Annotated in this window: 25 protein-coding genes and 2 tRNA genes; 14 read left to right on the forward strand and 13 right to left on the reverse strand. The window is 65.4% G+C overall.

Annotated elements, in window-relative coordinates:
- Positions 1-48 precede the first annotated feature (48 nt).
- Both IOC61_RS13955 and IOC61_RS13960 read left to right on the forward strand, forming a co-directional pair.
- Entirely contained in the window at positions 49-843 is a 795-nt protein-coding gene (locus IOC61_RS13955; protein ID WP_195689360.1) for a MetQ/NlpA family ABC transporter substrate-binding protein, read from the forward strand.
- 202 nt (positions 844-1045) lie between these two features.
- A complete protein-coding gene (locus IOC61_RS13960) occupies positions 1046-1504 on the forward strand; it encodes a GAF domain-containing protein (protein ID WP_195689361.1) in 459 nt (152 codons plus the stop codon).
- A gap of 55 nt (positions 1505-1559) precedes the next feature.
- On the opposite strand, the gene IOC61_RS13965 is transcribed toward IOC61_RS13960, so the two are convergent.
- The 3 genes from IOC61_RS13965 to glpK all read right to left on the reverse strand — a co-directional run bounded on the left by IOC61_RS13965 (position 1560) and on the right by glpK (position 3347).
- Positions 1560-1636, reverse strand: a tRNA-Val gene (locus IOC61_RS13965).
- A gap of 25 nt (positions 1637-1661) precedes the next feature.
- Positions 1662-1738 (reverse strand) — tRNA-Val (locus tag IOC61_RS13970).
- 124 nt (positions 1739-1862) lie between these two features.
- A complete protein-coding gene (gene glpK, locus IOC61_RS13975) occupies positions 1863-3347 on the reverse strand; it encodes a glycerol kinase GlpK (RefSeq protein WP_195689362.1) in 1485 nt (494 codons plus the stop codon).
- A gap of 182 nt (positions 3348-3529) precedes the next feature.
- Here glpK and IOC61_RS13980 point away from each other — a divergent pair, with 182 nt between their 5' ends.
- Together IOC61_RS13980 and glpD are read left to right on the forward strand one after the other, a co-directional pair.
- Positions 3530-4288: a DeoR/GlpR family transcriptional regulator gene (locus IOC61_RS13980; protein ID WP_195689363.1), complete on the forward strand. Its 759-nt coding sequence runs from the start codon at positions 3530-3532 to the stop codon at positions 4286-4288.
- A gap of 168 nt (positions 4289-4456) precedes the next feature.
- Positions 4457-5983: a glycerol-3-phosphate dehydrogenase gene (gene glpD, locus IOC61_RS13985; protein WP_195689364.1), complete on the forward strand. Its 1527-nt coding sequence runs from the start codon at positions 4457-4459 to the stop codon at positions 5981-5983.
- On the opposite strand, the gene IOC61_RS13990 is transcribed toward glpD, so the two are convergent.
- Complete coding sequence (locus tag IOC61_RS13990) at positions 5940-6557, reverse strand: histidine phosphatase family protein (RefSeq protein WP_229333154.1); 618 nt, start codon at positions 6555-6557, stop codon at positions 5940-5942. The genes glpD and IOC61_RS13990 overlap by 44 nt on opposite strands.
- Before the next feature lie 103 nt (positions 6558-6660).
- On the opposite strand from IOC61_RS13990, the gene phnD reads away from it, so the two are divergent.
- From phnD to IOC61_RS14015, 5 genes are all read left to right on the forward strand, one after another.
- A complete protein-coding gene (gene phnD, locus IOC61_RS13995) occupies positions 6661-7665 on the forward strand; it encodes a phosphate/phosphite/phosphonate ABC transporter substrate-binding protein (RefSeq protein WP_195689365.1) in 1005 nt (334 codons plus the stop codon).
- Between the two features lie 84 nt (positions 7666-7749).
- Complete coding sequence (gene phnC, locus IOC61_RS14000) at positions 7750-8559, forward strand: phosphonate ABC transporter ATP-binding protein (RefSeq protein ID WP_195689366.1); 810 nt, start codon at positions 7750-7752, stop codon at positions 8557-8559.
- Complete coding sequence (gene phnE / locus IOC61_RS14005) at positions 8546-9361, forward strand: phosphonate ABC transporter, permease protein PhnE (protein WP_195689367.1); 816 nt, start codon at positions 8546-8548, stop codon at positions 9359-9361. Before phnC ends, phnE (IOC61_RS14005) begins: the two co-directional genes overlap by 14 nt.
- Positions 9355-10164 (forward strand): phosphonate ABC transporter, permease protein PhnE, encoded by an 810-nt coding sequence (gene phnE, locus IOC61_RS14010; RefSeq protein ID WP_195689368.1) that lies wholly within the window; start codon positions 9355-9357, stop codon positions 10162-10164. Before phnE (IOC61_RS14005) ends, phnE (IOC61_RS14010) begins: the two co-directional genes overlap by 7 nt.
- A gap of 108 nt (positions 10165-10272) precedes the next feature.
- Positions 10273-11337 carry an endonuclease/exonuclease/phosphatase family protein gene (locus tag IOC61_RS14015; protein ID WP_195689369.1) on the forward strand — a complete coding sequence of 355 codons (1065 nt, stop codon included), beginning with the start codon at positions 10273-10275 and terminating at the stop codon, positions 11335-11337.
- Positions 11338-11505: 168 nt separating this feature from the next.
- Here the strand turns inward: IOC61_RS14015 and IOC61_RS14020 are convergent, their stop codons facing one another.
- Positions 11506-12885 carry a class II fumarate hydratase gene (locus tag IOC61_RS14020; protein ID WP_195689370.1) on the reverse strand — a complete coding sequence of 460 codons (1380 nt, stop codon included), beginning with the start codon at positions 12883-12885 and terminating at the stop codon, positions 11506-11508.
- Positions 12886-13089: 204 nt separating this feature from the next.
- Between IOC61_RS14020 and IOC61_RS14025 the strand changes: the two genes are divergently transcribed.
- Both IOC61_RS14025 and IOC61_RS14030 read left to right on the forward strand, forming a co-directional pair.
- Positions 13090-13467 (forward strand): phasin family protein, encoded by a 378-nt coding sequence (locus IOC61_RS14025; RefSeq protein WP_409228416.1) that lies wholly within the window; start codon positions 13090-13092, stop codon positions 13465-13467.
- Between the two features lie 172 nt (positions 13468-13639).
- A complete protein-coding gene (locus IOC61_RS14030) occupies positions 13640-14191 on the forward strand; it encodes a carboxypeptidase-like regulatory domain-containing protein (RefSeq protein ID WP_195689372.1) in 552 nt (183 codons plus the stop codon).
- A gap of 13 nt (positions 14192-14204) precedes the next feature.
- On the opposite strand, the gene hda is transcribed toward IOC61_RS14030, so the two are convergent.
- Positions 14205-14906 carry a DnaA regulatory inactivator Hda gene (hda, locus tag IOC61_RS14035; protein ID WP_195689373.1) on the reverse strand — a complete coding sequence of 234 codons (702 nt, stop codon included), beginning with the start codon at positions 14904-14906 and terminating at the stop codon, positions 14205-14207.
- Positions 14903-15982 (reverse strand): AI-2E family transporter, encoded by a 1080-nt coding sequence (locus IOC61_RS14040; RefSeq protein ID WP_195689374.1) that lies wholly within the window; start codon positions 15980-15982, stop codon positions 14903-14905. The genes hda and IOC61_RS14040 overlap by 4 nt, the downstream gene beginning before the upstream one ends.
- 125 nt (positions 15983-16107) lie before the next feature.
- Between IOC61_RS14040 and purM the strand changes: the two genes are divergently transcribed.
- Together purM and purN are read left to right on the forward strand one after the other, a co-directional pair.
- Entirely contained in the window at positions 16108-17172 is a 1065-nt protein-coding gene (gene purM / locus IOC61_RS14045; protein ID WP_195689375.1) for a phosphoribosylformylglycinamidine cyclo-ligase, read from the forward strand.
- Positions 17169-17906, forward strand: a complete 738-nt coding sequence (gene purN / locus IOC61_RS14050; RefSeq protein ID WP_195689376.1) for a phosphoribosylglycinamide formyltransferase — start codon at positions 17169-17171, stop codon at positions 17904-17906. Before purM ends, purN begins: the two co-directional genes overlap by 4 nt.
- Positions 17907-18017: 111 nt before the next feature.
- On the opposite strand, the gene dcd is transcribed toward purN, so the two are convergent.
- The 5 genes from dcd to IOC61_RS14075 form a co-directional block, all read right to left on the reverse strand.
- On the reverse strand, positions 18018-18584 hold the full coding sequence (dcd, locus tag IOC61_RS14055; RefSeq protein ID WP_132042428.1) for a dCTP deaminase: 567 nt from the start codon (positions 18582-18584) through the stop codon (positions 18018-18020).
- Between the two features lie 104 nt (positions 18585-18688).
- Positions 18689-19489, reverse strand: coding sequence for an iron-sulfur cluster carrier protein ApbC (gene apbC / locus IOC61_RS14060; RefSeq protein WP_420706354.1), 801 nt, complete (start codon positions 19487-19489; stop codon positions 18689-18691).
- A gap of 158 nt (positions 19490-19647) precedes the next feature.
- Complete coding sequence (locus IOC61_RS14065; protein ID WP_195689378.1) at positions 19648-20853, reverse strand: hypothetical protein; 1206 nt, start codon at positions 20851-20853, stop codon at positions 19648-19650.
- A 148-nt stretch (positions 20854-21001) separates the two neighbouring features.
- Positions 21002-21733 (reverse strand): RNA pseudouridine synthase, encoded by a 732-nt coding sequence (locus IOC61_RS14070; protein WP_195689379.1) that lies wholly within the window; start codon positions 21731-21733, stop codon positions 21002-21004.
- An 87-nt stretch (positions 21734-21820) separates the two neighbouring features.
- Entirely contained in the window at positions 21821-22495 is a 675-nt protein-coding gene (locus IOC61_RS14075; RefSeq protein WP_195689380.1) for a hypothetical protein, read from the reverse strand.
- A gap of 198 nt (positions 22496-22693) precedes the next feature.
- On the opposite strand from IOC61_RS14075, the gene IOC61_RS14080 reads away from it, so the two are divergent.
- Complete coding sequence (locus IOC61_RS14080; protein WP_420706355.1) at positions 22694-23626, forward strand: YihY/virulence factor BrkB family protein; 933 nt, start codon at positions 22694-22696, stop codon at positions 23624-23626.
- A 30-nt stretch (positions 23627-23656) separates the two neighbouring features.
- Here IOC61_RS14080 and IOC61_RS14085 read toward each other — a convergent pair whose 3' ends face one another.
- Positions 23657-25084 (reverse strand): phospholipase D family protein, encoded by a 1428-nt coding sequence (locus IOC61_RS14085; RefSeq protein WP_195689381.1) that lies wholly within the window; start codon positions 25082-25084, stop codon positions 23657-23659.
- Positions 25085-25259 lie beyond the last annotated feature (175 nt).

Below are 25259 nucleotides of genomic sequence, written 5' to 3' on the forward strand. Positions count from 1 at the left end.
TTTCGTTATCATCACCTCCACCGACTCGAGACCTGGAGATTCCACCACATGCACAAGACACTGCTCACTACCGCCCTCGCCCCCGCCCTAGCCCTGAGTGCCGGCGCCGCCCTCGCCGATGATCACGCCATCAAGGTCGGCACCGTCGCCGGCCCCGAGACCCAGGTGATGGAGGTCGCCGCCGAGATCGCCCAGCGCGAGTATGGCCTCGAGGTGGAGATCATCGAGTTCACCGACTATGTCACCCCCAATGCCGCCCTGGCCGACGGCAGCCTCGATGCCAATGCCTACCAGCACGAGCCCTACATGCGCTCCATGGTGGAGGATCGTGGCTACGACTTCGCCGTCGCCGGCTACACCTTCGTCTACCCCATCGGCGCCTACTCCGATAAGTACGACAGCATCGAGGAGCTCCCGGACGGCGCCACCATCGCCCTGCCCAACGACCCTTCCAACGAGGGCCGCTCCCTGATCCTGATGCACAATCTGGGGCTGCTGGAGCTGACGGATCCCGAGAACCTCGAGGCCACCCCGCTGAATATCGCCGCCAATCCGCGTGACTTCGAGTTCCGCGAGATCGAGGCCGCCCAGCTGCCGCGGGTGCTGCCCGATGTGGACATGGCCTTTATCAACAACACCTTCGCCCAGCCCGCCGGCCTGACCCTGGATGACGCCCTGATCAAGGAGGGCCCGGAGTCCCCCTATGTCAACCTGATCGCCGTGCGTGGCGGTGACGAGGAGCGTGAGGCGATCCAGCAGCTGGTCAAGGCCTATCAGACCGACGCGGTCGAGGCCAAGGCCGAGGAGCTGTTTGGTGCCCAGGCGGTACCCGGCTGGAAGTAAGGTAGCTTGATTGCCTGCCGCGAGGGGCGCCGGGGGCAAGCCGAAGAGGAGGTCCTACGCCATGGACGGCGTCGGTAGCGCCCAGGGAAGGGTTCACAGCGCCTCCTCGAAGGCTTGGCGACGGATCAGCCCCGAGTGACAAATGACTCGGATAGTTAAAGGGCCGGCCGCAAGGCCGGCCCTTGCGTTTCAAGGAGCCAAGATGACACCCGACTACTCGCTGCTGAACCGCCAACTGGCGGCGCTGCTGGATACCCGTGACTGGCTGACCAATAGCGCCCAGACCTGCGCCTTTATCATGGAGCAGGTACCCGACCTCAACTGGGTCGGCTTCTATCTACAGGGCGAGCCCGAACTACTTACCCTGGGCCCCTTCCAGGGCAAGCCGGCCTGCCACCCGATCCCCTTCAGCAAGGGCGTGTGCGGTGCCGCGGCACGCACTCGCACCACCCAGCGGGTGGATGACGTCCACGCCGTGGCCGACCATATCGCCTGCGATGTGGCATCGCGGTCCGAGCTGGTCGTGCCGGTCATCGTGAACGATGACCTGTGGGGCGTACTCGATCTGGACAGCCCGCGGCAAGCCCGCTTCAGCGCGGCCGATTGGGAGGGCGTCGAGGCCCTGGTCGCCACCTTTATCGAGCGCACCGACCTCACCTAGCACCCCTGCAAAGCAAATCACCCCCGCAGCGAGGCTGCGGGGGTGATTCGAAATCTGGTAGGACCAGGCGGATTTGAACCGCCGACCTCCACGATGTCAACGTGGCGCTCTAACCAACTGAGCTATGGTCCTAAGGAATGCTGCCAGAGGTGAGACTTGGTAGGACCAGGCGGATTTGAACCGCCGACCTCCACGATGTCAACGTGGCGCTCTAACCAACTGAGCTATGGTCCTGCATCTCGCCGGCTGCATGGCATCATGCGTGGCAACGGATGCGTATTCTACCCATCCGCTCCGAAAATGCAAGCCCAATATTCCCACCAAGGCCGAGGAATCAGCATCTTGGCCCGGCACAGGGCTACTGGGTGCGCACCCGCTCGACGGCCTCCTTCCAGCCGGCATAGAGGCGCTCACGCTCCCCCTCGTCCATCTGCGGCGAAAACCGCCTTTCACACCGCCACAGCCCGGCAATCTCCTCGAGGTCGCGATACCACCCCAGGCGCAGGCCGGCGAGATAGGCGGCGCCGAGTGCCGTGGTCTCCAGCACCGTCGGTCGGTCCACCGGCACACCGAGCATGTCGGCGAGAAACTGCATCACCCAGTTGTTGGCGACCATTCCGCCATCGACCCGCAGAATGCCCGGTGATGCCGCCATATCGTCATCCATGCACGCCTGCAGGTCCCGAGTCTGATAGCAGACGGCCTGCAGCCCGGCGGCCACGATCTCTGCAATCCCGGTGTCTCGGGTCAGACCAAGAATGGCACCTCGCGCCCTGGGGTCCCAGTGCGGTGCCCCGAGACCAGTAAACGCCGGCACCAGATAGACGCTGTGTCCACTGCGGGTCTGGCAGGCCAGGGCTTCCGTCTCGGCGGCATCGGCAAACAGCCGCAGACCGTCTCGCAGCCACTGCACGGTGGCCCCCGCCACGAAGATGCTGCCCTCCATGGCATAGGTGGGCTTGCCATTCAGCCGATAGGCCACCGTGGTCAGCAGGCGGTTACGCGAGACCTCGGGGCTCTCCCCGGTGTTGACGATCATGAAACAGCCGGTGCCATAGGTACTCTTGCCCATGCCCGGCGAGAAGCAGGCCTGGCCGACCAGAGCGGCCTGCTGGTCGCCCGCCACCCCGGCGATGGGCAGCTCATGCCCCAGCCACTGGCGCTCCAGTACACCGAAGTCGTCGCTGGAGTCCTTGACCTCGGGCAGCAGGCTCGCCGGAATATCGAACAGGGCCAGCAGCGCCTCATCCCAACACTGTTCATGGATATTGAACAGGGCCGTACGCGAGGCGTTGGTGGCATCGGTGGCATGCACTCGGCCACCGGTCAGTCGCCAGATCAGGAAGGTATCGACGGTGCCGAAGGCCAGCTCGCCACGCTCGGCACGGGCCCGGGCATCAGGCACCTCATCGAGCAGCCAGGCCAGCTTGGTGGCCGAAAAGTAGGGATCGATCAGCAAACCTGTCCGCGCTTGAACATCATCCAGATGACCCGCCCGGCGCAAGGCCTGGCACGCCTCGTCGGTGCGACGGTCCTGCCAGACGATGGCGTTATACAGCGGCTCCCCGGTGTTCCGATCCCATACCAGGGTCGTCTCGCGCTGATTGGTGATACCGACCCCGTCGATCGCCCGGGGGTCCACACCCGCCCTGGTCAGCACCTCGCGACAGGTGGCGAGCACGCTCTCCCAGATATCCTCGGGGTCATGCTCGATCCAGCCATCGTGGGGAAAGTGCTGGGGAAATTCACGCTGTGCCGAGGCCACGCACTCCCCATGGCGGCCGAAGAGGATAGCGCGGGAGCTGGTAGTGCCCTGGTCGATGGCCAGAAGGTATGAAGCCATGGCAAGCATCCTGTGACGGGGTTAACGGCAATCCTGGGCGAAGCCCTGACGGCAATGTTCGTTTATGATCATTCAGACTACTCCAGTCGATCACCGCGCTCAAACGCCAACGCGCCGACACACCGCCGGCGACGGCCGTGGCGATGAAGGCGATGAAAAATCCGGGAAGCCGAGGAGAACCCATGAATCAACAGCAACGCCAGGACGCGATCATCGAGCTGGTGCGTCGCCAGGGCTATGCCAGCATCGAGCAGCTCACCGAACACTTCGCGGTCACGCCCCAGACCATCCGCCGCGACCTCAACACCCTCTCCGCCGAGGGGCGCATCCGCCGCGTCCATGGTGGGGCTGGCCTGGAGTCGAGCACCGTCAATACCGCCTACTCGACCCGCAAGACCCTCAATCTCGAGGCCAAGCAGCGTATCGCCGCCCTGCTCGCCCGGCACGTGCCCGACCACTCCTCGTTGTTCATCAATATCGGCACCAGCAACGAGGTGATCGCCGAGGCACTGCTCGCTCACCAGGGGCTGGAGGTGATCACCAACAACCTCAATGTGGCGGCAATCCTCCAGCATAAGGAGGACTTCAACGTGATCATCGCCGGCGGGCAGGTTCGCTCCCGCGATGGCGGCATCATCGGCGAGGCGACCATCGACTTTATCAACCAGTTCAAGGTCGATTTCGGCATCATCGGCATCAGCGGCATCGACGAGGATGGCTCACTGCTGGAGTTCGACTATCAGGAGGTGCGGGTCGCTCAGGCCATCATCCGCAACTCCCGCAAGGTCTTTCTGGCCACCGACCACTCCAAGTTCCAGCGCAATCCGGTGGTTCGCCAGGGCAACCTGGCCCAGCTCGACGCCCTGTTTACCGACCGCACGCCACCCGACGCCATCTGCCGCCTGCTTGAGCAGCATGATGTGGCGCTGCATATCGCCTGACTCCCGCTTTCTCGCCTGACTCCCGCTTTCTCGCCCGACGCCCCTTGCCCGATGGCACACGCTGACCTGCCGGGCCTGGGGCAAGACCGCGCCTTGATGTTCGTTTTGCTTTCGTCTACTTTCGAATTCAAACATCATGCGACGCCGGATACTCCGGAAGGAAGCCCCATGAATGATACGTCCGATGAGGTGCTCGACCTCTTCGTGATCGGCGGCGGCATCAACGGCAGCGGCATTGCCAACGATGCCGCCGGCCGTGGCCTGACGGTCGGCCTGTGCGAACAGGGGGACCTCGCCGGTGCCACCTCGTCGGCCAGCAGCAAGCTGATCCACGGTGGCTTGCGCTATCTGGAGCATCACGAGTTTCGCCTGGTGCGCGAGGCCCTGCGCGAGCGTGAGGTGCTGCTCGCCAAGGCCCCGCATATCATCTGGCCACTGCGCTTCATCCTCCCCCACCGCTCACACCTGCGTCCGACCTGGATGCTGCGTGCCGGGCTGTTCCTTTACGATCATCTCGGCAAGCGCAAGAAACTGCCTGGCTCACGGGCCATCACGCTTACCCCAGACCTGGGCCTGATCCCCGAGATCACCCGCGGATTCGAATACTCCGACTGCTGGGTGGATGACGCCCGTCTGGTGGTGCTGAATGCCATCCAGGCCCGCGACAACGGCGCCGAGATCATGGTCGGCACACGCTGTATCGGGATCAAGGAGGCGGAGGGTCAATGGGAGATCGAGCTGGAAGAGTGCAATTCGGGCCGGCGCCTGACCCGGCGTTGCCGCACTCTGGTCAACGCCGCCGGCCCATGGGTGGAAGAGGTGGTGAGTCGCCAGGCCAGAAGGACTGCACGCTACGGGGTGCGCCTGATCCAGGGCAGCCATCTGGTGGTGCCCCGGCTCAATCAGGATGAGCGGGCGTTTATCCTTCAGAACAGCGACGGACGCATCGTCTTCGTGCTGCCCTATGATCAGGAATTCAGCCTGATCGGCACCACCGACCGGCGCTACCGAGGCGACCCCGCCAAGGTCGAAGCCAGCGATGAAGAGGTCGACTACCTGCTCTCGGTGATCAACGCTCACTTCACCGCCCGGCTTACCCGTGATGACGTGATCCGCACCTTCTCCGGCGTACGCCCACTCTGCGACGACGAGTCGGCGGATCCGTCGGCCATGACCCGAGACTACACCCTCGACCTGGACACCCGGGGCGCCCCCTTGCTCTCGGTATTCGGCGGCAAGATCACCACCTACCGAAAGCTCGCCGAGGCGGCCCTGACGGCCCTGAGCCCATATCTCCCAAGGATGGCCGCCGCCTGGACCGCCGCCACCCCACTGCCGGGGGGGGATATCGGCGACCAGGCCGGCTTCGAGGCACGCCTGCTGACGAGCTACCCCTTTCTGGATACCGCCCAGGCGCGGCGCTTTGCACGCACCTATGGCAGCCTGTGCCACACCTTTCTCGACGGCAAGGACTCCCAGGCCGCCCTCGGCGAGGCGTTCGGCGCCGGACTGACGGCCGCCGAGGTGGACTACCTTATCGAACGGGAGTGGGCGCGCTCCCTCGATGACATCCTGTGGCGGCGAACCAAGCTCGGACTGAGCCTGACAGCCGACCAGCAACAGCAGCTGGATCACTACCTGGCCCGACGGATCAGCCACCACCCGGGACAGCAGGCGCCGACGGCAAGGGGGTGACGCTCGCCGGGCTGAGTGGCTCGCGCTCACGATGCCGGCTCAGCTCACGTCCCTCCAGGGCAGTCAGCAGGATCTGCAACGGATCTCCGTGGCTGACCAGCAGGATGCTCTCCCCCTTATGGCGCCGTTCCAGCTCGGCGATCACCGCCCGCATCCGTGCCGCCACCTCGACCACGCTCTCCCCCCCCGCATGGTGGTGGCCCGGGTCCCGGGCATCCCTGGCCCAGACCTCGGCATAGCGGTCATCCTGTTCGCCCTCGAGGCTGCCGAAGTGGCGTTCCCGCAGGCGTGGCTCGGCGTCGAGCGCAAGCCCGAAGTGCCCTGCGATGCGCTCTGCCGTCTCGCTGGTACGCCGGAAGTCCGAATGCAGGATGCGGTCGGGGACCGCCCAGTGCCAGACAGACAGCAGACGATCGAGCTGCTGCTGCCCCTGGCGGGAGAGGCCGTAACCGGCCAGCCCGCGCTCCGGCGAGCTGATGATCACTCCCTGCTGGTTGGCCAGGCTGTGGCCATGGCGCATCAGCAGGTAACGGTTCTGCCACTGACCTCTCACGGCAGGGAAAGTGGTTGACATGCTTTCATCCCGAACTCTAGATTGGGTTGATGGTATTCGGAATCAATCATTCACATGTCGATTTCCGAACGCGTCACACAACAATAATCTCACGAGGCACACCATGATCCACCATCCTTTCCGGTCTCGAAAGCTCCCGCTCGCCACGCTGGCCCTCTCCTCGCTGCTGCCCCTCTCCCTGCTGGCCGCGACCCAGGCCCAGGCTCAGGAGGAGTGCGAACGCGGCGCCCTGGATGCCATCTACTGCGACGAGAACGGCGACATGGTCGCCGACCGCCCGGCCGACGAGTCCGAGTGGGCCGACCCCGACACCCTGATCTTCGCCTACACCCCGGTGGAAGATCCGGCGATCTATTCCGATATCTGGCAGCCATTCATCGAACACCTCGAGGAGGTGACCGGACGCGATGTGCGTTTCTTCGCCGTGCAGTCCAACTCGGCTCAGGTCGAGGCGATGCGCAGCGGCCGCCTGCATATTGCCGGCTTCTCCACCGGCCCCACCCCCTTCGCCGTCAACCTGGCGGGGGCCGTGCCCTTCGCGCTGATGGGTTCCGACGACGGCCGCTTCGGCTACACCCTTCAGCTCTATACCCACGTCGACTCCGGCATCGACGAGATGGAGGATCTCAAGGGCAAGCGGGTCGCCCACACCTCGCCCACCTCCAACTCCGGCAACCAGGCGCCGCGAGCCCTGTTCCCCGAGATGGGCATCGTCCCTGGCGAAGACTATGAGGTGGTCTACTCCGGAAGCCACGACCAGTCCATGCTCGGCGTGGTGGCCCAGGACTACGACGCCGCCCCGGTCGCCTCGGAGGTCGTCGAGCGCATGGCCGCCCGTGGCCTGTATGATCCGGATGACGTCAAGATCCTCTATGAGTCGGACAGCTTCCCGACCACCTCCTACAACTACGCCCATAACCTGCACCCGGACCTGGTCGACAGGATCGAGGAGGCCTTCTTCAGCTTCGACTTCGCCGGCACCGAGCTGGGCGAGGAGTTCGAGGGGGTCGAGAAGTTTATCCCCATCAACTATCAGGAGCACTGGAAGGTGATCCGCACCATCCAGAGTGCCAACGGGGTCGAGTACACCCCCGATAACCTCGAGTAATCCTCGCTGACAAGACGACGCCGGCCGGCTCCAAGGCCGGCGTCTCTGTCACTCCGTCGCTCCTTCGCCTGCCTGGATCCGCCGATGCTGGAGATAACCAACCTGATCAAGCGCTACGGTCAGGACGAGCCCGTGCTCAAGGGGCTCGACCTGGCCGTGGAGGGCAATAGTGTCGTCGCCATCGTCGGGGCCTCCGGCGCCGGCAAGAGCACCCTACTGCGCTGCATCAACCGACTCGTGGAGCCCACCTCGGGATCGATCACGCTCAACGGCACGGAGATCGTCAACCTTCGCCGGCGAGAGCTCCGCCGCGTGCGACGCAAGATCGGCATGGTCTTCCAGGGCTTCAACCTGATCGACCGCCTCACCGTGATGGAGAACGTGCTGGCCGGCCGGCTGGGCTACGTCAGCCTCTTCCAGGCCGTGACACGCCGCTTTCCGGCGGAGGATATCGAGCGCGCCTTCGTGCTGTTGGAGCGCGTGGGGATCGCTCACTATGCCAACAAGCGTGCCGACGAACTCTCGGGGGGTGAACGCCAGCGGGTAGGGGTGGTGCGCGCCCTGATGCAGGAGCCGGAGGTACTGCTGGCCGATGAGCCCACGGCGTCTCTGGACCCACGCACCTCGGAACAGATCATGGTGCTGCTGCAGAGCCTGGCCAGCGAGCTAACGCTGCCGGTACTGATCAATATCCATAACGTGGCCCAGGCCAGGAGCTACACCGACCGTATCGTCGGCCTGAGACACGGCACCATGATCTTCGATGGCACGCCCGGCGAGTTCGACAAGGAGGCGCTGGATGCCATCTACGGCGGCATCGAGTCGCCGGAAGACGCGACCACGCCCCCCGAGACGGGCTCGGAGGAGCGGGAGAGCGATCATGACCCGGCCTGATCCCAGCAAGAAGAGCGACGCCCGCGCCTGGCGCAAGCCGCCCTTTATCGCCAACCCCCTGTTGCGCTATGGCCTGCTGGTCCTGCTGGCAGGCTATCTGAGCTGGGCACTGGCCACCCTGCCCTTCAACTGGGAGCGCATCGGCGAAGGGCTGCCACGGGCGGCGCGCATCTTCGGCGGTGGCTTTCCGCCGAACTTCTCCCGCTTCGACCTGCTGCTGACCGGCTTCACGGAGAGCCTGCAGATCGCCATTCTCGCCACTCTGCTCGGGGTCCTGCTGTCGATCCCCTTTGCGGTGATGGCGGCACGCAACATCGCCCCCCTGCCGATCTACCTGCTGGGCCGCACGGTGATCATCGTGTCTCGCAGCTTCCACCCGGTGATCGTCGCCATTCTCTTCGTGGCTGCCGTCGGCTTCGGCCCCCTGGCAGGGATCCTGACCCTGACCCTCTACTCCATCGGCTTCGTCGGCAAGCTGCTCGCCGAGGAGATCGAGGAGATCGACTGGGGCCAGGTGGAGGCCATGCGCTCCACCGGCGCCGGCTACCTGGCAACGCTCTACTATGCCGTCTTCCCCCAGGTCCTGCCGCGCCAGGTGGGGCTCTCCATGTATCAGCTGGACAGCAATCTGCGCGCCTCCGCGGTGGTAGGGATCGTCGGAGCGGGGGGCATCGGCAGCACCCTGATGAATGCCTTCGGGCGCTACGACTATGACTTCGCCTTCGCCATCCTGCTGGTGATCATCGCGGTGATACTCATCAGCGAGGGCGTCAGCGGCTGGGTAAGGAAGAGGATATGGTAGACAACGACGATCTGCTGGCCGCTCGCATCTGGCGACGCCACAACCCCCGGGAACAGCTTGCCCGCTATGGCGCGATGCTGGTGACGCTGATGCTGGTGGTCTGGGCGGTACGCGATATCGACATCTTCTGGCCCTGGGTGTGGGATGCGCCGAACCAGATCTCGAGCCTGGGGTCTCGCATGTGGCCGCCGGACCCGAGCCGACTCAGCGAGATCCTCGATGCCATGGTCGAGACCGTGCATATCGCCACCCTTGCCACCATGCTGACCATCTTCATCGCCCTGCCGGTCTCCTATATCGCCGCCCAGAACACCACGCCCAATCGTGCCTGCCTGTGGCTAGGCCGCTTTATCCTGGTGGCGAGCCGCTCGGTCAATACCATCATCTGGGCACTGCTGTTCGTGGCGATCTTCGGTCCCGGCGTGCTGGCCGGAATACTCGCCATCATGTGTCGTTCGGTGGGGTTCATCGGCAAGCTGATGGGTGAGGCCATCGAGGAGATCGACCGCCGCCCGGTGGAGGCCATGGAGGCCACCGGAGCCTCGAAGGCGAAGGTGATCGTCTATGCCATCGTTCCCCAGGTGGTCCCGGCCTTCTTCGCCATCGTCATCCTACGCTGGGATATCAATATCCGGGAATCCACGGTGCTGGGGCTGGTCGGGGCCGGCGGCATCGGCGTGATCCTGCAGGGCTCCATCGACACCTTCGCCTGGCAGACGGTGGCTACCATCCTGGTCGCCATCATCCTGCTGGTCCTGGTGGGCGAGGCCATCACCGCCCTGCTGCGCCGCCGCGTCATCTAGTCGAGTCCGCGTGCTCCAGGCGAAGCGGCAATGATCGAGCCTGCAACAGTCGAGCCAGCAAACGCGACAGGGTATGCTGGCGCCACACCTTACAAGCGAGCCAGCGCCATGATCTCCATTCTCTACACCGCGCTTGCCCTGCTGCTGCTCGCCATTACCCTGGCGGCCCGGCTGCGCGTCACCTGGTGGTGGATCCGCATCGCCGAATTCCCCCGCGTGCAGCTGGCCAGTGTCGCCCTGCTGCTGCTGCCCATCGGGGCATTCGCCGACGGCCCCTGGTCATGGGTCGGCCTGGGCGCCTGTCTGCTGGTCGTGGCGATCCAGCTCGCCTATGTGCTGCCGTGGACCCCGCTATGGCCGGTGCAGGTGAAGGCGGCCGAGCCGGGCAACGATGATCGCTGCCTGACGCTGCTGATCGCCAATGTGCTCACGCCCAACCGCAATGCCCGGGATCTGATCACCCAGATACACGACCACCGACCCGATATCGTGCTGACGCTGGAGTCGGATGGCTGGTGGCAGGAGCAGCTGGATGACGCCCTGAACCAGGAGTGGCCGCATGCCGTGCGGATTCCGCTGGACAACCTCTATGGCATGCACCTCTACTCCCGCCTGCCCCTGATCTCACCCCGGGTCGAGTGGCTGATTCAGGACGACATTCCATCGATTCTGACCGGCGTCCGGCTACGCTGCGGCGACGAAATCCGCTTCCATGCCCTGCATCCGCGTCCGCCTGCCCCTGGTGAGAGCAAGGAGTCCCTCTGGCGCGACGCGGAACTGATGCTGGTCGGCAGGGCCATTCACGCGGACCCGGTACCGACACTGGTGGCCGGAGATCTCAACGATGTCGCCTGGTCACGCACCACCCGGCTGTTCTGCCGGGTCAGCGGCATGCTCGACCCACGCCGTGGTCGCGGCATGTTCAGCACCTTCCATGCCAGGTATCCCCTGCTGCGCTGGCCGCTGGACCACGTCTTCACCAGTGAACACTTCACCCTGCGCGAGCTGAAGCGACTCGACGGCTTCGGCTCGGACCACTTTCCGATCCTGAGCACGCTCTGCTTCCGGCCTGTCCGGGCCGATGAGCATGACACCCCCGAGGCCGAACAGGCCGAGCACCGCAAGGCTCGGAAAACCGCTCGCGAGGGCAAGGTGCAAGAGCAGCAAGAGTAAGCTGGAAGCCGTAAGCCGTAAGCCGTAAGCCGTAAGCCGTAAGCCGTAAGCCGTAAGCCGTAAGCCGTAAGCCGTAAGCCAGTATGTGGCTACCAGGCTTTTTGACAGGCTTTTTCTTACAGCTTAAAGCTCATAGCTTACAGCTCTCGGTGTAGCCGAGCTCCGGGCCTATTGCGGAATGCCACCTCGCGTCAACGCGGCCGGGTCCAGCAGCCGCTCCAGCTCTTCGCGGGAGAGTTCGGTCTGCTCCTCAGCCACCTCGATGATCGGCCTGCCGGCCTGATAGGCCTGCTTGGCGATGGCCGCCGCAGCGTTGTAGCCGATCACCGAGTTCAGCGCCGTGACCAGGATGGGGTTGCGTGACAGCGGCTCGGCGAGTTTGTCTTCACGCACCTGGAAAGTGGCGATGGTCCGATTGCCGAGCAGCCAGGCGGTGTTGCTCATCAGGGTGATCGAGCTCAGCAGGTTGTGAGCCACCAGCGGCAGCATCACATTGAGCTGAAAATTGCCGCTCTGCCCGGCAACGGTAACCGCGGTATCGAGCCCGATCACCTGAGCGGCCGCCTGGGCCGCCGATTCCGGAATGACCGGGTTGACCTTGCCCGGCATGATCGAGCTGCCCGGCTGCAGGGCCTCGAGCTCGATCTCGCCGAGGCCCGCCAGTGGACCGGAGTTCATCCAGCGCAGGTCATTGGCGATCTTCATGATCACGCAGGCCAGGCCCCTGAGCTGGCCGGAGAGCTCCACCGCCGCATCCTGGGAACCCAGGCTGGCGAAGAAGCTGTCATTGGGGGTAAAGGCGAGACCGGTCTGGGCGGAGAGCTCCGCGGCCATACGGGTGGCAAATTCGGGATGGGCATTGATCCCCGTTCCTACCGCCGTGCCCCCCTGCGCCAGCCGACAGAGCCTGACCAGGGCACTGTCGAAACGCTCGATCGCCTGCCCCAGCTGGCTCGACCAGCCACCCAGCTCCTGGCTCATGCGCAAGGGCATGGCGTCCATCAGATGGGTGCGACCGGTCTTGACCACACCGTCGAGCTCAGTGGCGCGATGGTCGATGGTCTCACGCAGATGCACCAGGGCCGGCCGTAGCCGGTTGGTCACCTCCAGCGCCGCCGCGACATGAATGGCGGTGGGAATCACATCGTTGCTGGACTGCCCCATATTGACATGGTCATTGGGGCCCACCTCCACCCCCTCACGGCTGGCAAGGTTGGCCAGCACCTCGTTGACGTTCATATTGCTGGAGGTACCGGAGCCGGTCTGGAAGACGTCCACCGGGAAGTGATCATCATGCTCACCACGAATCACCTTCTCGGCGGCGGTGACGATCGCCTCCGCGCGTTTGGCATCGAGCAGGCCCAGCTCGGCATTTACCCGTGCCGCGGCCAGCTTGATGCGGGCGATGGCATGGATGAAGGGGGCCGGCATCGCCTGACCCGAGACCGGGAAGTTGTTGACCGCACGCTGGGTCTGGGCCCCATAGAGCGCCTCCGCCGGCACCTCCAGTGCTCCCATGCTGTCACGTTCGCTACGTGTCGCGTTCATCTCTCGCCTCCTGATGTGGGCAGTGAATGACTCCCTCCCACCATGGTGCCACCGGGCGGATTCGGCAAGGCCCACCTCTCCCTGCACTCGTCGAGATAATCGGCGATATCGATGTTGCGCTGCACAAGATGCCCTGCTATTGTGCAATGCAACAGAGCAGAAAACGCTCCCATGTGCACAGTGAAACCAGGAGGTTCCACCATGATGAACGCCTTCAACTTCGACACCAAGGCCTTCGATACCAAGCAGTTCGAGTCCATCTTCTTCGCCCCGGCACGCGCCTATGCCAACCTGGCGGTGGACTACAGCGAGAAGCTGGCCCACGCCCAGCTGGACGCCACCAAGGCCTACACCGATACCGGCCTGGCCCAGCTTCGCAGCCTGATGAGCGTGAAGGATGCCGAAGGCCTGCGCTCCTACATGGAAGGCCAGCAGAAGGTCGCCAAGGACCTGGCCGAGCGCCTCAAGGGTGACGCCGAAAAGGTCGCTTCCCTGCAGCAGGACTTTGTCCAGCAGAGCCAGAAGCTGACCGAGGAGAGTGTCAAGCAGGCTCAGGCGGCCAGCACCAAGGCCAGCCAGTAAGCACTGACACCAGGGAGGGAATGCCCTCCCCGCGCTCCGCGAGAGCCTGAACCGCCGCCCCACCAGGGCGGCGGTTTGCGTTGGTGACGACCTGCCTTCGGCGCCCCTTTTACGCTACCCTTGGTCGAGGCACGGGGCGCCCATCGACACGAAACCGGATAGGAAGCTCATCATGAAACGCCATATCCCCCTCGTTCTGGCGGCACTGGTGCTGGCTGGCTGCGAGGTCGTCCCCCCCACCCCCACGGAGCGCATCGAAGTCATCGAGCGAGGTGAAACCCAGCGCGACGCTCCCCGGGAGGTTCGCCAGGAGCGACGCGAAGCGACGCCTCCACGCGCCGCCAGGGAGGTCGCCTTTCCGGAGGATGAGTATGCCAGGCTCGACAAGCAGGGCAGCGCAGTCGTATCCGGTCGGCTGACACTGAGCGGGCAACCCATCCCCGATGCCGGCGTCTCGGTGGCACCGGTCACCAGCTACTCGGCCGAGGCTGCCGAGAAGGCCCTGGCCGGCATCGCCGTGGAACCCGCCGACCCCAGGGCGAGGGAGTACACCCACACCACGCGTACCGACGGCAACGGCTATTTTCGGCTCGCCGGCCTGCCCGCCGGCGAGTTCTACGTCTCGGGCGCCGGCCCCGATCCCCGGAGTGGCAAGCCCAGGGTGGTGATCCGCCAGATCTCGCTGGGTAACGGCCAGCAGCGGGAGGTGTCACTCTCACGCTGACACCGCGGTGGCCCTACCAGCCCAGCGCCTGCTTGACGAAGGGAATGGTCAGCTTGCGCTGGGCGGAGAGCGAGGCCCGATCCAGCTCCTCCAGCAGGCGGAACAGCTCGTCGAGCCGGCGTGGGCCGCGGTGCAGGATATAGCGAGCCACATCATCGGTGAGCAGCATGCCACGCACCCGGGCGCGTAGCTGGAGGGCAGCCAGGCGCCCCGCATCATCCAGCCCCTGGACATGAAAGGTCACGCCCCAGGTCAGGCGCGAGGCCAGGTCGGGCAACTTCACGGGTAGCTGGCGTGGTGGCGCCTCGGCGGCCACTATCAGTCGCTTTCCGGCATCACGCAGGCGGTTGTAGGCGTGAAACAGCGCCTCCTCCCAGCGCGGCCGGCCCACCACCCGCTCCAGATCATCGATGGCCACCAGATCCAGACGCTCGATATCCTCGAGCATCAACGGGGGGAAGTGGCCAAGCTCCTCCAGCGGCAGATACAGCGCACGCCGATCCTGATCCGAGGCCCCGTGGCAGGCCGCCTGAAGAAGATGGCTCCGCCCCACGCCCGGCGCGCCCCACAGGTAGAGGAAGGGCTCCCCCTCCTGTTCCAGCTGCTGGGCCAGGCGCCCCACCAGGGTGGCATTGGGGCCGGCGTGAAAGTTGGCGAAAGTGGCATCGTCACGCAGCCCCACGCCCAGTGGCAGCTGCGCGGGCGCACGGCTCATGGTGACTCCTTGTCGTGGCGATGATTGTGGGTCTCGTCGTACAAGGCACTACTCTTGTAACGGGCATTGAGTTCCCGCAAGAGTACCATGATCACGGCCGCGGCCGGCAGCGCCAGCAGCACTCCGGTAAAGCCGAACAGATTGCCACCGGCCAGTACCGCGAAGATCACCGCCACCGGATGCAAACCTATCTTGTCGCCCAGCAGCTTGGGCTGCAGCACCACGCTTTCGACCACCTGGCCGAAACCGAACACGGCGGCCACGCCCAGCAGCATCCACCACTCACCGCTCTGGAAGAAGGCCACCACCCCCGCCACGCTGATGCCGACGATGACACCCAGATAGGGCACGATGCTGGCCAGCCCCGACAGCAGGCCGATCAACAGGCCGAAACGCACGCCCAGCAGCGTGAGGCCGATGGCATAGATGATGCCCAGGCACAGCATCACGATCAGCTGGCCGCGCAGGAACGACGACAGCACCTCGTCACACTGGCCGGCCAGGCGCTTCGCGGTATCTTCCCAGCGCCTCGGCAGCCAGTCACGCACCTTGGCCACCAGGACGTCCCAGTCGAGCAGCAGATAGAAGGTGACGACAGGAATCAGCGCCAGATTGCCGATCCAGCCGACCAGCGCCAGACCCGAGCGCGATACCCCGGAGAGCAGGCTCGCCGCGAAGGTGCCGGTCTCCTTCCAGTTATCCACCACCGCCTGACGCAGGGCATCGATATCGGTGGTGAGGTCCAGGCCGGTCAACGACTGGACCCTCGGCACCATCGTCTGCTGCACCCAGCTGAGCACCGCCGGCAGCGACTCCACCAGCTGGCCGAGCTGACGCCCCAGCACCGGCACGACCAGCAGCAGGGCGACCACGATGACCAGTATCAGCAGCAGGAACACCAGCGATACGGAGAGTCGACGGGAGAGTCCCAGTGCCTCCAGGCGGTCGGCCAGGGGATCACCGAGATAGGCCAGCACCATGCTGACGAAGAACGGCATCAACACCGGCTCGATACTGATAAAGAACCACAACGCCAGCGCTGCCACCCCGGCTGCAACCCACCACTGCCTGCGCATTGCTACCTCCTTGTTTCGCGACCGCCGACGGGCTGCCAGCCGTTCGCGGTGATGCTACAATTCTGGCCCTGATTTGCCTACCATGCGGCGACTCTCGCTGCATCGACTACCCGACAGGACTCCCGATGACCGACTCCTCCAAACGCCCCTCGCTCAGCTACAAGGACGCCGGTGTCGATATTGACGCCGGCAACGCATTGGTCGACCGCATCAAGGGGGTCGCCAAGCGTACCACCCGGCCGGAAGTGATGGGTGGACTAGGTGGCTTCGGCGCCCTCTGTGAACTGCCCGCGGGCTACCGCGAGCCGGTACTGGTCTCGGGCACCGATGGCGTTGGCACCAAGCTGCGCCTGGCCATGGACCTGGGCCGCCACGACACCATCGGCATCGACCTGGTGGCGATGTGTGTCAACGACCTGGTCGTGGCCGGTGCCGAGCCGCTGCAGTTCCTCGACTACTATGCCACGGGCAAGCTCGATGTGGAGATCGCCGCCGATGTGGTCGAAGGCATCGGCGTCGGGTGCGAGAAGGCCGGCTGTGCCCTGGTCGGCGGCGAGACCGCCGAGATGCCTGGCATGTACACCGGCAGCGACTATGACCTGGCCGGCTTCTGCGTCGGCATCGTGGAGAAGTCCGAGATCCTCGACGGCAAGCGGGTCGCCGAGGGCGACGTGCTGCTGGGCATGGCCTCATCCGGCCCCCACTCCAACGGCTATTCGCTGATTCGCAAGATCCTGGAGGTCTCCGGTGCCTCGCTGGATACCGAGCTCGACGGCGAGTCGCTGGGCGATGCGCTGATGGCACCGACACGCATCTACGTGAAGCCGCTGCTGTCGTTGATCAAGGAGAGTGCCGTTCCGGTGCATGCCCTCTCCCATATCACCGGCGGTGGCCTCAGCGAGAACCTGCCCCGGGTACTGCCCGAAGGGCTCGCCGCCCGGGTCGATGTCACCGCCTGGGAGCGCCCGGCGGTCTTCGAGTGGCTGCGCGAGCAGGGCAATGTGGCCGAGGAAGAGATGTACCGGGTACTGAACTGCGGCATCGGCATGGTCATCGTGGTGCCGGCCGAGAAGGCCGACGAGGCGCGTGCCCACCTTCAGGCGCAGGGCGAGACGGTCTACCGCATCGGCGAGATCGTCGCCGGCGAGGCCGAGGGTGAACAGGTGATCCTGGAGAACCTGGCAGGATGAGCGAGCGTTACGAGGGCGACACCTTGCAGGACTTCACCCCGGAACCCGCCGACACCCGCCGGGTGGTGGTGCTGATCTCCGGCAACGGCAGCAACCTTCAGGCGTTGATCGATGCCCAGACCCACGACGAGCTGGGTGGCGAGATCGTTGCGGTCGTCTCCAACGAGCCCAATGCCTACGGGCTGACTCGTGCTCGGGAGGCGGGTATCGATGCCGTGGTGCTACCCCACCGCGAGTACGAGAGCCGCGACGCCTACGATGGCGCCCTGATCAAGGTGATCGAGCGCCACGAGCCGGACCTGGTCGTCCTCGCCGGCTTCATGCGTATTCTCACCCCGCGTTTCGTGCAGCGCTTCATGGGACGGCTGATCAATATCCACCCGTCACTGCTGCCCGACTACCAGGGCCTCAACACCCATGCCCGGGCACTGGCCGACGGCGTCACCCAGCACGGCTGCAGCGTGCACTTCGTTACCGAGGAACTCGACGGCGGCCCGGTCCTGATGCAGGCCGTGGTCGAACTCGCCGAAGGGGAGAACGAGGAAACGCTGAAGGAGAAGGTGCATGCCCGGGAGCACCTGATCTACCCCATCGCCGTGAAGTGGTGCCTGGAGGGACGCCTGCAGTTCACGGGCCAGGGGGCGACCCTGGATGGCACGCCGCTACCGCCCCAGGGCCTGCGCATGTCCCATGCCGATGCCGCCGAGGAGCTGGACGAGGATCTGGAGCCGTAAGCTGAAAGCCAGATAGTCAAAAGCGAACCTCACCAGCCTTGTGGCGGTGGGGTTCGCTTTTTCTGACGGCTTCAAGCTTGTGGCTGACAGCACCCGGGTGCAGCCCGGGTCTCAGGTACGCGGCAGGGTCACACCCCGCTGACCCATATATTTTCCGCCACGATCCTTGTAGGAGGTCGCGCACACCTCGTCGGACTCCAGGAACAGCATCTGGGCCACGCCCTCGTTGGCGTAGATCTTGGCCGGCAGGTTAGTGGTATTGGAGAACTCCAGGGTGACATGCCCCTCCCACTCGGGCTCCAGCGGGGTCACGTTGACGATGATGCCACAACGGGCATAGGTGGACTTGCCCAGGCAGATGGTCAGCACACTGCGCGGGATGCGGAAGTACTCCACGGTGCGCGCCAGGGCAAAGGAGTTCGGCGGGATCACGCAGACGTCCCCCTTCACATCGACGAAGCTCTTGTCGTCGAAGGCCTTGGGATCCACGACCGCCGAGTGAATATTGGTGAACACCTTGAACTCGTCGGCACAACGCACGTCGTACCCGTAGCTGGACGTTCCGTAGGAGATCACCCGACGCTCGTTCACATAGCGAACCTGATCGGCCTCGAAGGGTTCGATCATCCCCTCCTGCTCGGCCATGCGGCGAATCCAGTTGTCGGACTTGATGCTCATCGAAACCTATCCTGCGGCTGTGAAAGTCGGGGGCAGACAGTGCCCGGGGCCGCCATGATAACGGCCACGGGCACGGGCGTCACGCCGTCCCGCTTGTTCAAGGCTCAGTCGCTGAACGAGATGCTCGGTCCGTCGCTGGTCTTCCCCTGCAGCTGTGCGACTACCTGGCGCGCCATGTCCCGGAAGGTGCCGGTCACCTCGCCTTCCGGCTCGGCCACCACCGTGGGCCGGCCACCATCGACCTGCTCGCGGATGGAGAGCGCGAGTGGCAGACGCCCCAGCACACGGGTTTCGTACTCCTGGGCGATACGCTCGCCGCCCCCCTCGCCGAAGATCGGCTCCGCATGACCGCAGTTCGAGCAGGTATGCAGCGACATGTTCTCCACCACCCCGAGCACCGGCACATTGACCTTGCGGAACATCTCGATGCCCTTGCGAGCGTCCAGCAGCGCGATATCCTGGGGGGTGGTGACGATCACCGCGCCATCCACCGGCACCTTCTGGGCCAGGGTCAGCTGAATGTCGCCGGTGCCCGGGGGCATGTCGATAAACAGGTAGTCCAGGTCGTCCCAGACGGTCTGATTCATGAGCTGCTGGAAGGCACCCGCCACCATCGGCCCGCGCCACACCATGGGCTCACGGATATCGACCATGAAGGCCATGGACATGGCCTGAATGCCATGGGCCTGGAGCGGATGCATGGCATTCTCGCCGGCGCCCTGAGGCCGAACGCCTTCTCCCACGCCAAGCATCTGGGCCTGGCTGGGGCCGTGGATATCGGCATCCAGGATGCCCACGCGATAGCCTTCCGCCGCCATGGCCAGGGCCAGGTTAACGGTGACGGTGGACTTGCCGACGCCGCCCTTGCCGGATGCCACGGCGACAATATGCTTGACCCCTTCGATCACGTCCTGCTCCTTCTCTTTAGATTTATCGGGCCGGCTCGCGGCCGACAGGCTAAGTACCATTATACGCCCTGGGGCAAGACGACCGAACCCGCCATAAACGAATGGCGGGCCTTGAAGGCCCGCCACCGCATATCCCTGGCCGAGGTCGGCCCCTCTCAATCTTGCTGAGTGGATGCCTCGACTTCATCCTTGGCATCCGACTCAGGGTCGGCGGCTTCACTCTCCTTGCCCTGGGCCGACGCTTCATCACCACCCTGCTCGCTCGACGCCTCACTGCCCTGCTGGGCACTTCCAGCCTCGGTGTCCTCGCCGGTTTCACTCTGGGTGGCCGAGGACGATGCCGCCTCGCCGCTCGCGGCGCTTGACGCCTCGCTACCCATCTCCAGCGACTCGAGCTTGCGACGCCAGGAGGCCAGCTGGGACTCCAGCTCCTGAAGCTGCGTCTCTCGACTCTCGACCTTGCTCTCCACGTCGGCAAGCTCATCACGACCGATGTCGATGGCAAGCTGGGTATCCTCGAGCTGACGCTGGGCATCCTTGACCGCCTGCTGGGCCGCATCACGCTCCTTGCCCAGTGAGTCGAGCTCCTGAGACAGGGCATCACGCTCTTCACCAAGCTCCGTCAGCCGAGTCTGCAGGTCATCGAGCTCGGCCTTGCTGGACTCGACCTCCTCCTTGAGCGTCGCCTTGCTCTCCTCCAGAGAGGCGATCTCTTCCTTCAGGCCATCCAGGCTGGACTCCGCCTGCTGACGTGCCTCCTCGGCCGCCTGACGCTCCTCCACCGCGGTCTGGCGCGCCTGTTCGGCCTCCTGACGCTGGGCCTCGGCCTCCTGGCGGGCACTCTCGGCGGATTCACGCGCCTCTTCGGCGTCATGCCGCGCCTGCTCCACGGTATCGCGCTCCTGCTTCAGCTCCTTCAGGGCCTGCTCGAGCGTCGCCTGCTCCTCTTCGAGGGTCGCGATACTGGTCTCCAGGGCCTGCTGGGACTCCTGCAGCTCCTCGATTCGGCTCTCGGCGCTGGTGATCTCGGCCTGAACGGCTTCCAGGCGCTCCTGTGCCTCGGCCTCACGCGCCTGGACATCGTCCTCCAGGGCCTGACGACGCTGCTCGAGTTCGGCGATTTCGGCCTCCAGCGCCTCGACCTCCTTCCCGGCCTGCCGATGCTCCTCCAGCTGAGTGCTCAATGCCTGGTTGCGCGACTCGAGCACCGCCATCTCGGCCTCCAGCGTCTCCCTCGCCTCCTTGTGGCTGCCGGCACTGGACTGGGCGATGATCGCCCAGACGATGCCGACGGCTGCCACCCCGGCGAGGCCACGCACGCGATTGTCCTTGAACGGTGATGTCTGACTGGTTTCCGACATGGATGCATCCTTTTCATTATTGATTCAGCCTGGGGGTCGACACCCGCTCGGCACTCGATGGCCGAAGTCAAGCTGTGACCAGTTCTCAGAATCAGCATACAGAGCGGCACCGACCGGGGAAAGGGCCGCCGTATGCCGTCGCCGGGCGTTAGAAGCGCTCGTCGCGACGCAGGTAGCGCCATCGCCCGGCCGGCACCGCACCCAGTGACACGCCACCAATGCGCAGGCGCCGGCTAGCCACCACGCCCAGCCCCACGGCCCGGCACATCGACTCGAATTGCCCCGGGGTCACCCCCTTGGCGGCGAAGCGTAGCCGATTCTCGCTTTGCCAGCTGACCTTGCACGCCGTCAGGCGCTGGCCGGTTAGCGTCGAGCCCTCCCTCAGCGCCGCCAGCCCATGCTCGTCCAGGCTGCCGGTCACATCCACCAGCCACTCCTCCTCCAGCCGCGAGCGCTTCTCCTCGAGGCGTCGGATAACACCACGATCCTGGGTGAACACCAGCAAGCCCGTTTCCGCGGGCCCCAGCGGCAGGCAGGTGACCAGGCCACGAAAATGCGCCTTCAACACCCCCTTTCCGGCAGGGTCCTCCGACCAGTGGGTGCCCTTGCCAATCACGCGTCTAGCCAGATCCTCTCCCTCGCTAGCGTCCATATCGGCAGGACAATGGTAGAGCAGCGTCGCCGGCGGAATCTCCCGGGGGGTGGCTCCCGGCAGCAGCGTGATCGCCTGGTCGACGACCTTGAACTGGGGCTCCTCGACGACCCGGCCGTCGACGCTCACCCAGCCTCCGGCAATATAGAGTTCGGCCTCGCGCCGTGAGCAGGGCAGCTCACGAGCCAGCCGCTTGGAGAGTCGTTCCCCGCCAACCGTTTCATTCATCGTGAGGTTCTCCCTGGGAATAAGATCCTGTTCGCAAGCTGCCGGGGCAGGCAAGGAAGCGTCACTTCGACTCGCCTGGCCGGCATTTCAGTAAGCCAGCCAGATGCAGTGCCTGGCCCCCTTACCCGGGCGCTGGGCACGCACCGTGACCGTCTCGACCAGCAGCCCGACCCGGCGCAGGCGCTCGGTGAAGGCCGGATCCTCGCCGGCCGACCACACCGCCAGCACCCCGTCGGGACGCAGCGCCCGCTGGGCGGCGGCCAGCCCCTTCGGCGAGTAGAGCCAGTCATTCTCCCGGCGTGTCAGCCCCTCGGGGCCGTTGTCGACATCGAGCAGGATGGCATCGAAGCCGCCGGGCTCGTCCCGCAGCAGCTCTCCGACATCTCCCACCACGACCCGCGTTCTCGCATCGTTCAGCGGATGGCCGGCGGCAGCACCCAGCGACCCTCGGTTCCACTCCACCACGCCGGGCACCAGCTCGGCCACCACGACCTCCGCATCCTCGCCCAGGGCGGCGAGTGCCGCCGCCAGGGTAAAGCCCATGCCAAGGCCGCCCACCAGCACCCGGGCGCCGGGACGCTCGGCAACCCGCCGACACGCCAGTTCGGCCAGGGCGTCCTCGGAGCCGTGCAGGCGGGTGTTCATCAGCTCACCGGGAGCCCCTGCGATGCGAATGGAGAACTCATCATTGCGCTTGAGCAGGCGCAGCCTGGTGCCCTGACCGGGAATGGAAGCGGTGCCGATCTCTTCGAATTTTGCCATGGAGTCTCAATGTCGAAAGAAGGTGGATAACGGAGAAATAAGGGGGCGTCACCGGTAAAGGTTCCACCGCATTATGCGGCCTCCGGTAACACGCCGCCATGCGCACTCCCCGCAGGAGACGCCTGGTTGACACCGAAGTGTCGCGTTGACGACAGATGGCCGAGCGGGCGTATGATGAGGGACTTCCCGCGGATCGCCATGCCGATGACACCCCCCTCTCCTGCACACTCCCCTGCTCTCACTCTGCTTCCGCGGGTCACACGTTTCCTGTGGCGGGTACTCTGCGCCTTTCTGCGTAACCGCGGGGTGCTGCTCGCCGGCGGGGTAGGCTACAACATCCTGCTCTCCATCGTGCCGCTGTTTGCCCTGCTGGTGGTGCTGCTGGCCGAGGTGGTCGACAGGGCGCACCTGCTGGAGGTGCTCTCGATCCAGGCCCGCCACCTGGCACCGGCCCACGCCGAGGTACTGCTCGATGCCGTGCGCGCCCTGCTCGAGTCGCGCGAGGTGATCGGCCTGCTGGGCTTTCCCATCCTGCTGCTGTTCAGCTCCTTCGCCTTTCGCATGCTCGAGGATGCCCTGGCGATCATTTTCCACGCCCCGGACTCCCAGCACCAGGGGCGCAGCGTCTGGGTCTCGGTACTGCTCCCCTACGCCTTTATGGTGGTGCTGGGGGCGGGCCTGCTGGCACTCACCCTGGTGGTCAGCCTGTTCAGCGGTCTCAATGCGCTGATGCTGGCGTTAACCGGACACGGTCTGCCCCTGGCCGGGCTCTCCGAGCCGCTGCTCAACCTGACCAGCTTCGTGGGGGTATTCCTGCTGTTCAGCGCCATCTACAAGGTGCTCCCGGTCGTCAGGATCGCCCTGCGTCGCGCCCTGATAGGTGGCTTCGTGGCCGCCCTGCTATGGGAGGGGGTTCGCCTGCTGCTGGTCTACTACTTCGCCAACCTCTCGTTTGTGAACGCCGTCTACGGCTCCCTGGCCACCTTGATCGTGGTGCTGCTGAGCCTGGAGGTCGGCGCGATCATCCTGCTGCTGGGTGCCCAGGTGATCGCCGAGCTGGAGCGCAATGCCCGTCTCGGCCTGCCCTGGCACCTGGATGCTCGTCGCCAGGCCGTCACCCATGTGGACTGATGACCAGCGAGGCGACGCCTGGCGCCGGTGCTAGAAGGTGGATAACCCCGTCGCCGCCATGACGCGATAGCGCAGACGCTGCCAGAGCGACGCCTCGTCGAAGGCGCCAAACGGCTCGCTGGAGACACGCCCGGGCGAACTGTTCCAGCGCTCATCGAAGAAGGCCCCGGCCTCCTGGAGAGCCGGCGTATCGGCCGGCCCCACCAGGCGCACACTGGTCTCGAGGTTGAGATTATCCAGGTTGCGTCGAGTGAAGTTTGCCGAGCCCAGAATCAGCTCGCCCTGACCGCCGCCGGCCGGACGACGCAGCAGTAACTTGGTGTGACACTGCTCGCCCTGCGTCACGCACCAGCGCACCTCCACCCCCTGCCGATGAAGCTCGAGGGCCACCGGCCGATTGGGGATCCCTCCCTTCTCGATGCCGAAGGCGTCGCGATTGGGATCGAGCAGCACCCTCACCCGCACGCCACGGCTCCTGGCCTGCTCCAGTGCCTCGATCACCCCGCGGTGGGCCAGATAGAACACCGCCACGTCGAGGCGGTCATCGGGGTCACTGGCCGAAATGGCGGCCAGCAGGGCATCCCGAATCGCCCCCTCGGTCAGCAGCTGCACTCGAGCCCCCTCCGACGGCGACGGGGATGCCGGGGCGGACGCGGGGCCGGGCAGGGTGATGCCCGACCAGGCCGCCACGCTCTGCTCGCTGGCCAGCAGGTCCAGCGCTGCCGCCCCCTGGAAGGCCAGCGCCACATTGCCGTGCAGGCTGCTGGCATCATGGGGGTTGGCCGAGGTCACCAGCCCGGCCCACTCTTCTCCGCGATCCACCACCAGCGTCTTGCGGTGATTGGCATTGAAGTTGAGCAGGGCCAGATAGCTGCGCAGGGTGACGCGCCCCGGCCCCAGCACATTGGGCAGCCAGCCGCCATCGGCACGATTGCCGAGCCAACGCGGCCCCAGGTGCCAGAGGCCGGACCAGAGCGGGTTGGAGGCACGCAGTCGGGTCAGGTCGGTCTCGACCACCCGCACCCCTGCCTGACGCAGGCGCTCGAAGTGATCGAGCGCGAGGCCACCGTAGAGGGTATTGAGCGGGTCGGTGATCACCACGACATCGAGCTCGGGGTAGTCACGCTTCTGATCGATCAGCGCCTGGGTCAGTTGCGCGGAGAGGGGGCGAAACGCCTCGCCGGCGGCACTCCCGGCAAAGTCGTTGAACAGGAACATGTCTGCCACCACCAGCCGACGCGCCTGCCCGATCAACGCCAGCGCCTCGTCGAAGATGGCCTGGTCGAGATGGCGCCTGCCTTCGGCGTCATACCAGGTACGGTCGGCCAGAAAGCGCACCCGTTCGGCGGGCCGCTCGGGAAAGGCCACACCCACCCCGTCGGGGAGTGGCTTGACGCGCTGCCAGGCACCCATGCCGCCCCACGCCAGCAACAGCACCGCCAGAATCCACAGCCCCATGCGTCGTGCCCTCGTCCTGACCATCTGCCGCCCTCACCGATGAATCACTCTCTGCTGATGCTCGGACCAGCATACCCGCGCACAACGAAAAGCGCAGTGTGCGAGCCATGGCCCTCGAATGACAGAGCGGGGCGCCGACCGAGTCGACGCCCCGCTTCGCCACCCCCGGGAAGGC

Origin of the sequence: Halomonas sp. KAO (assembly GCF_015595025.1) — a bacterium.
Lineage (GTDB): Bacteria > Pseudomonadota > Gammaproteobacteria > Pseudomonadales > Halomonadaceae > Halomonas.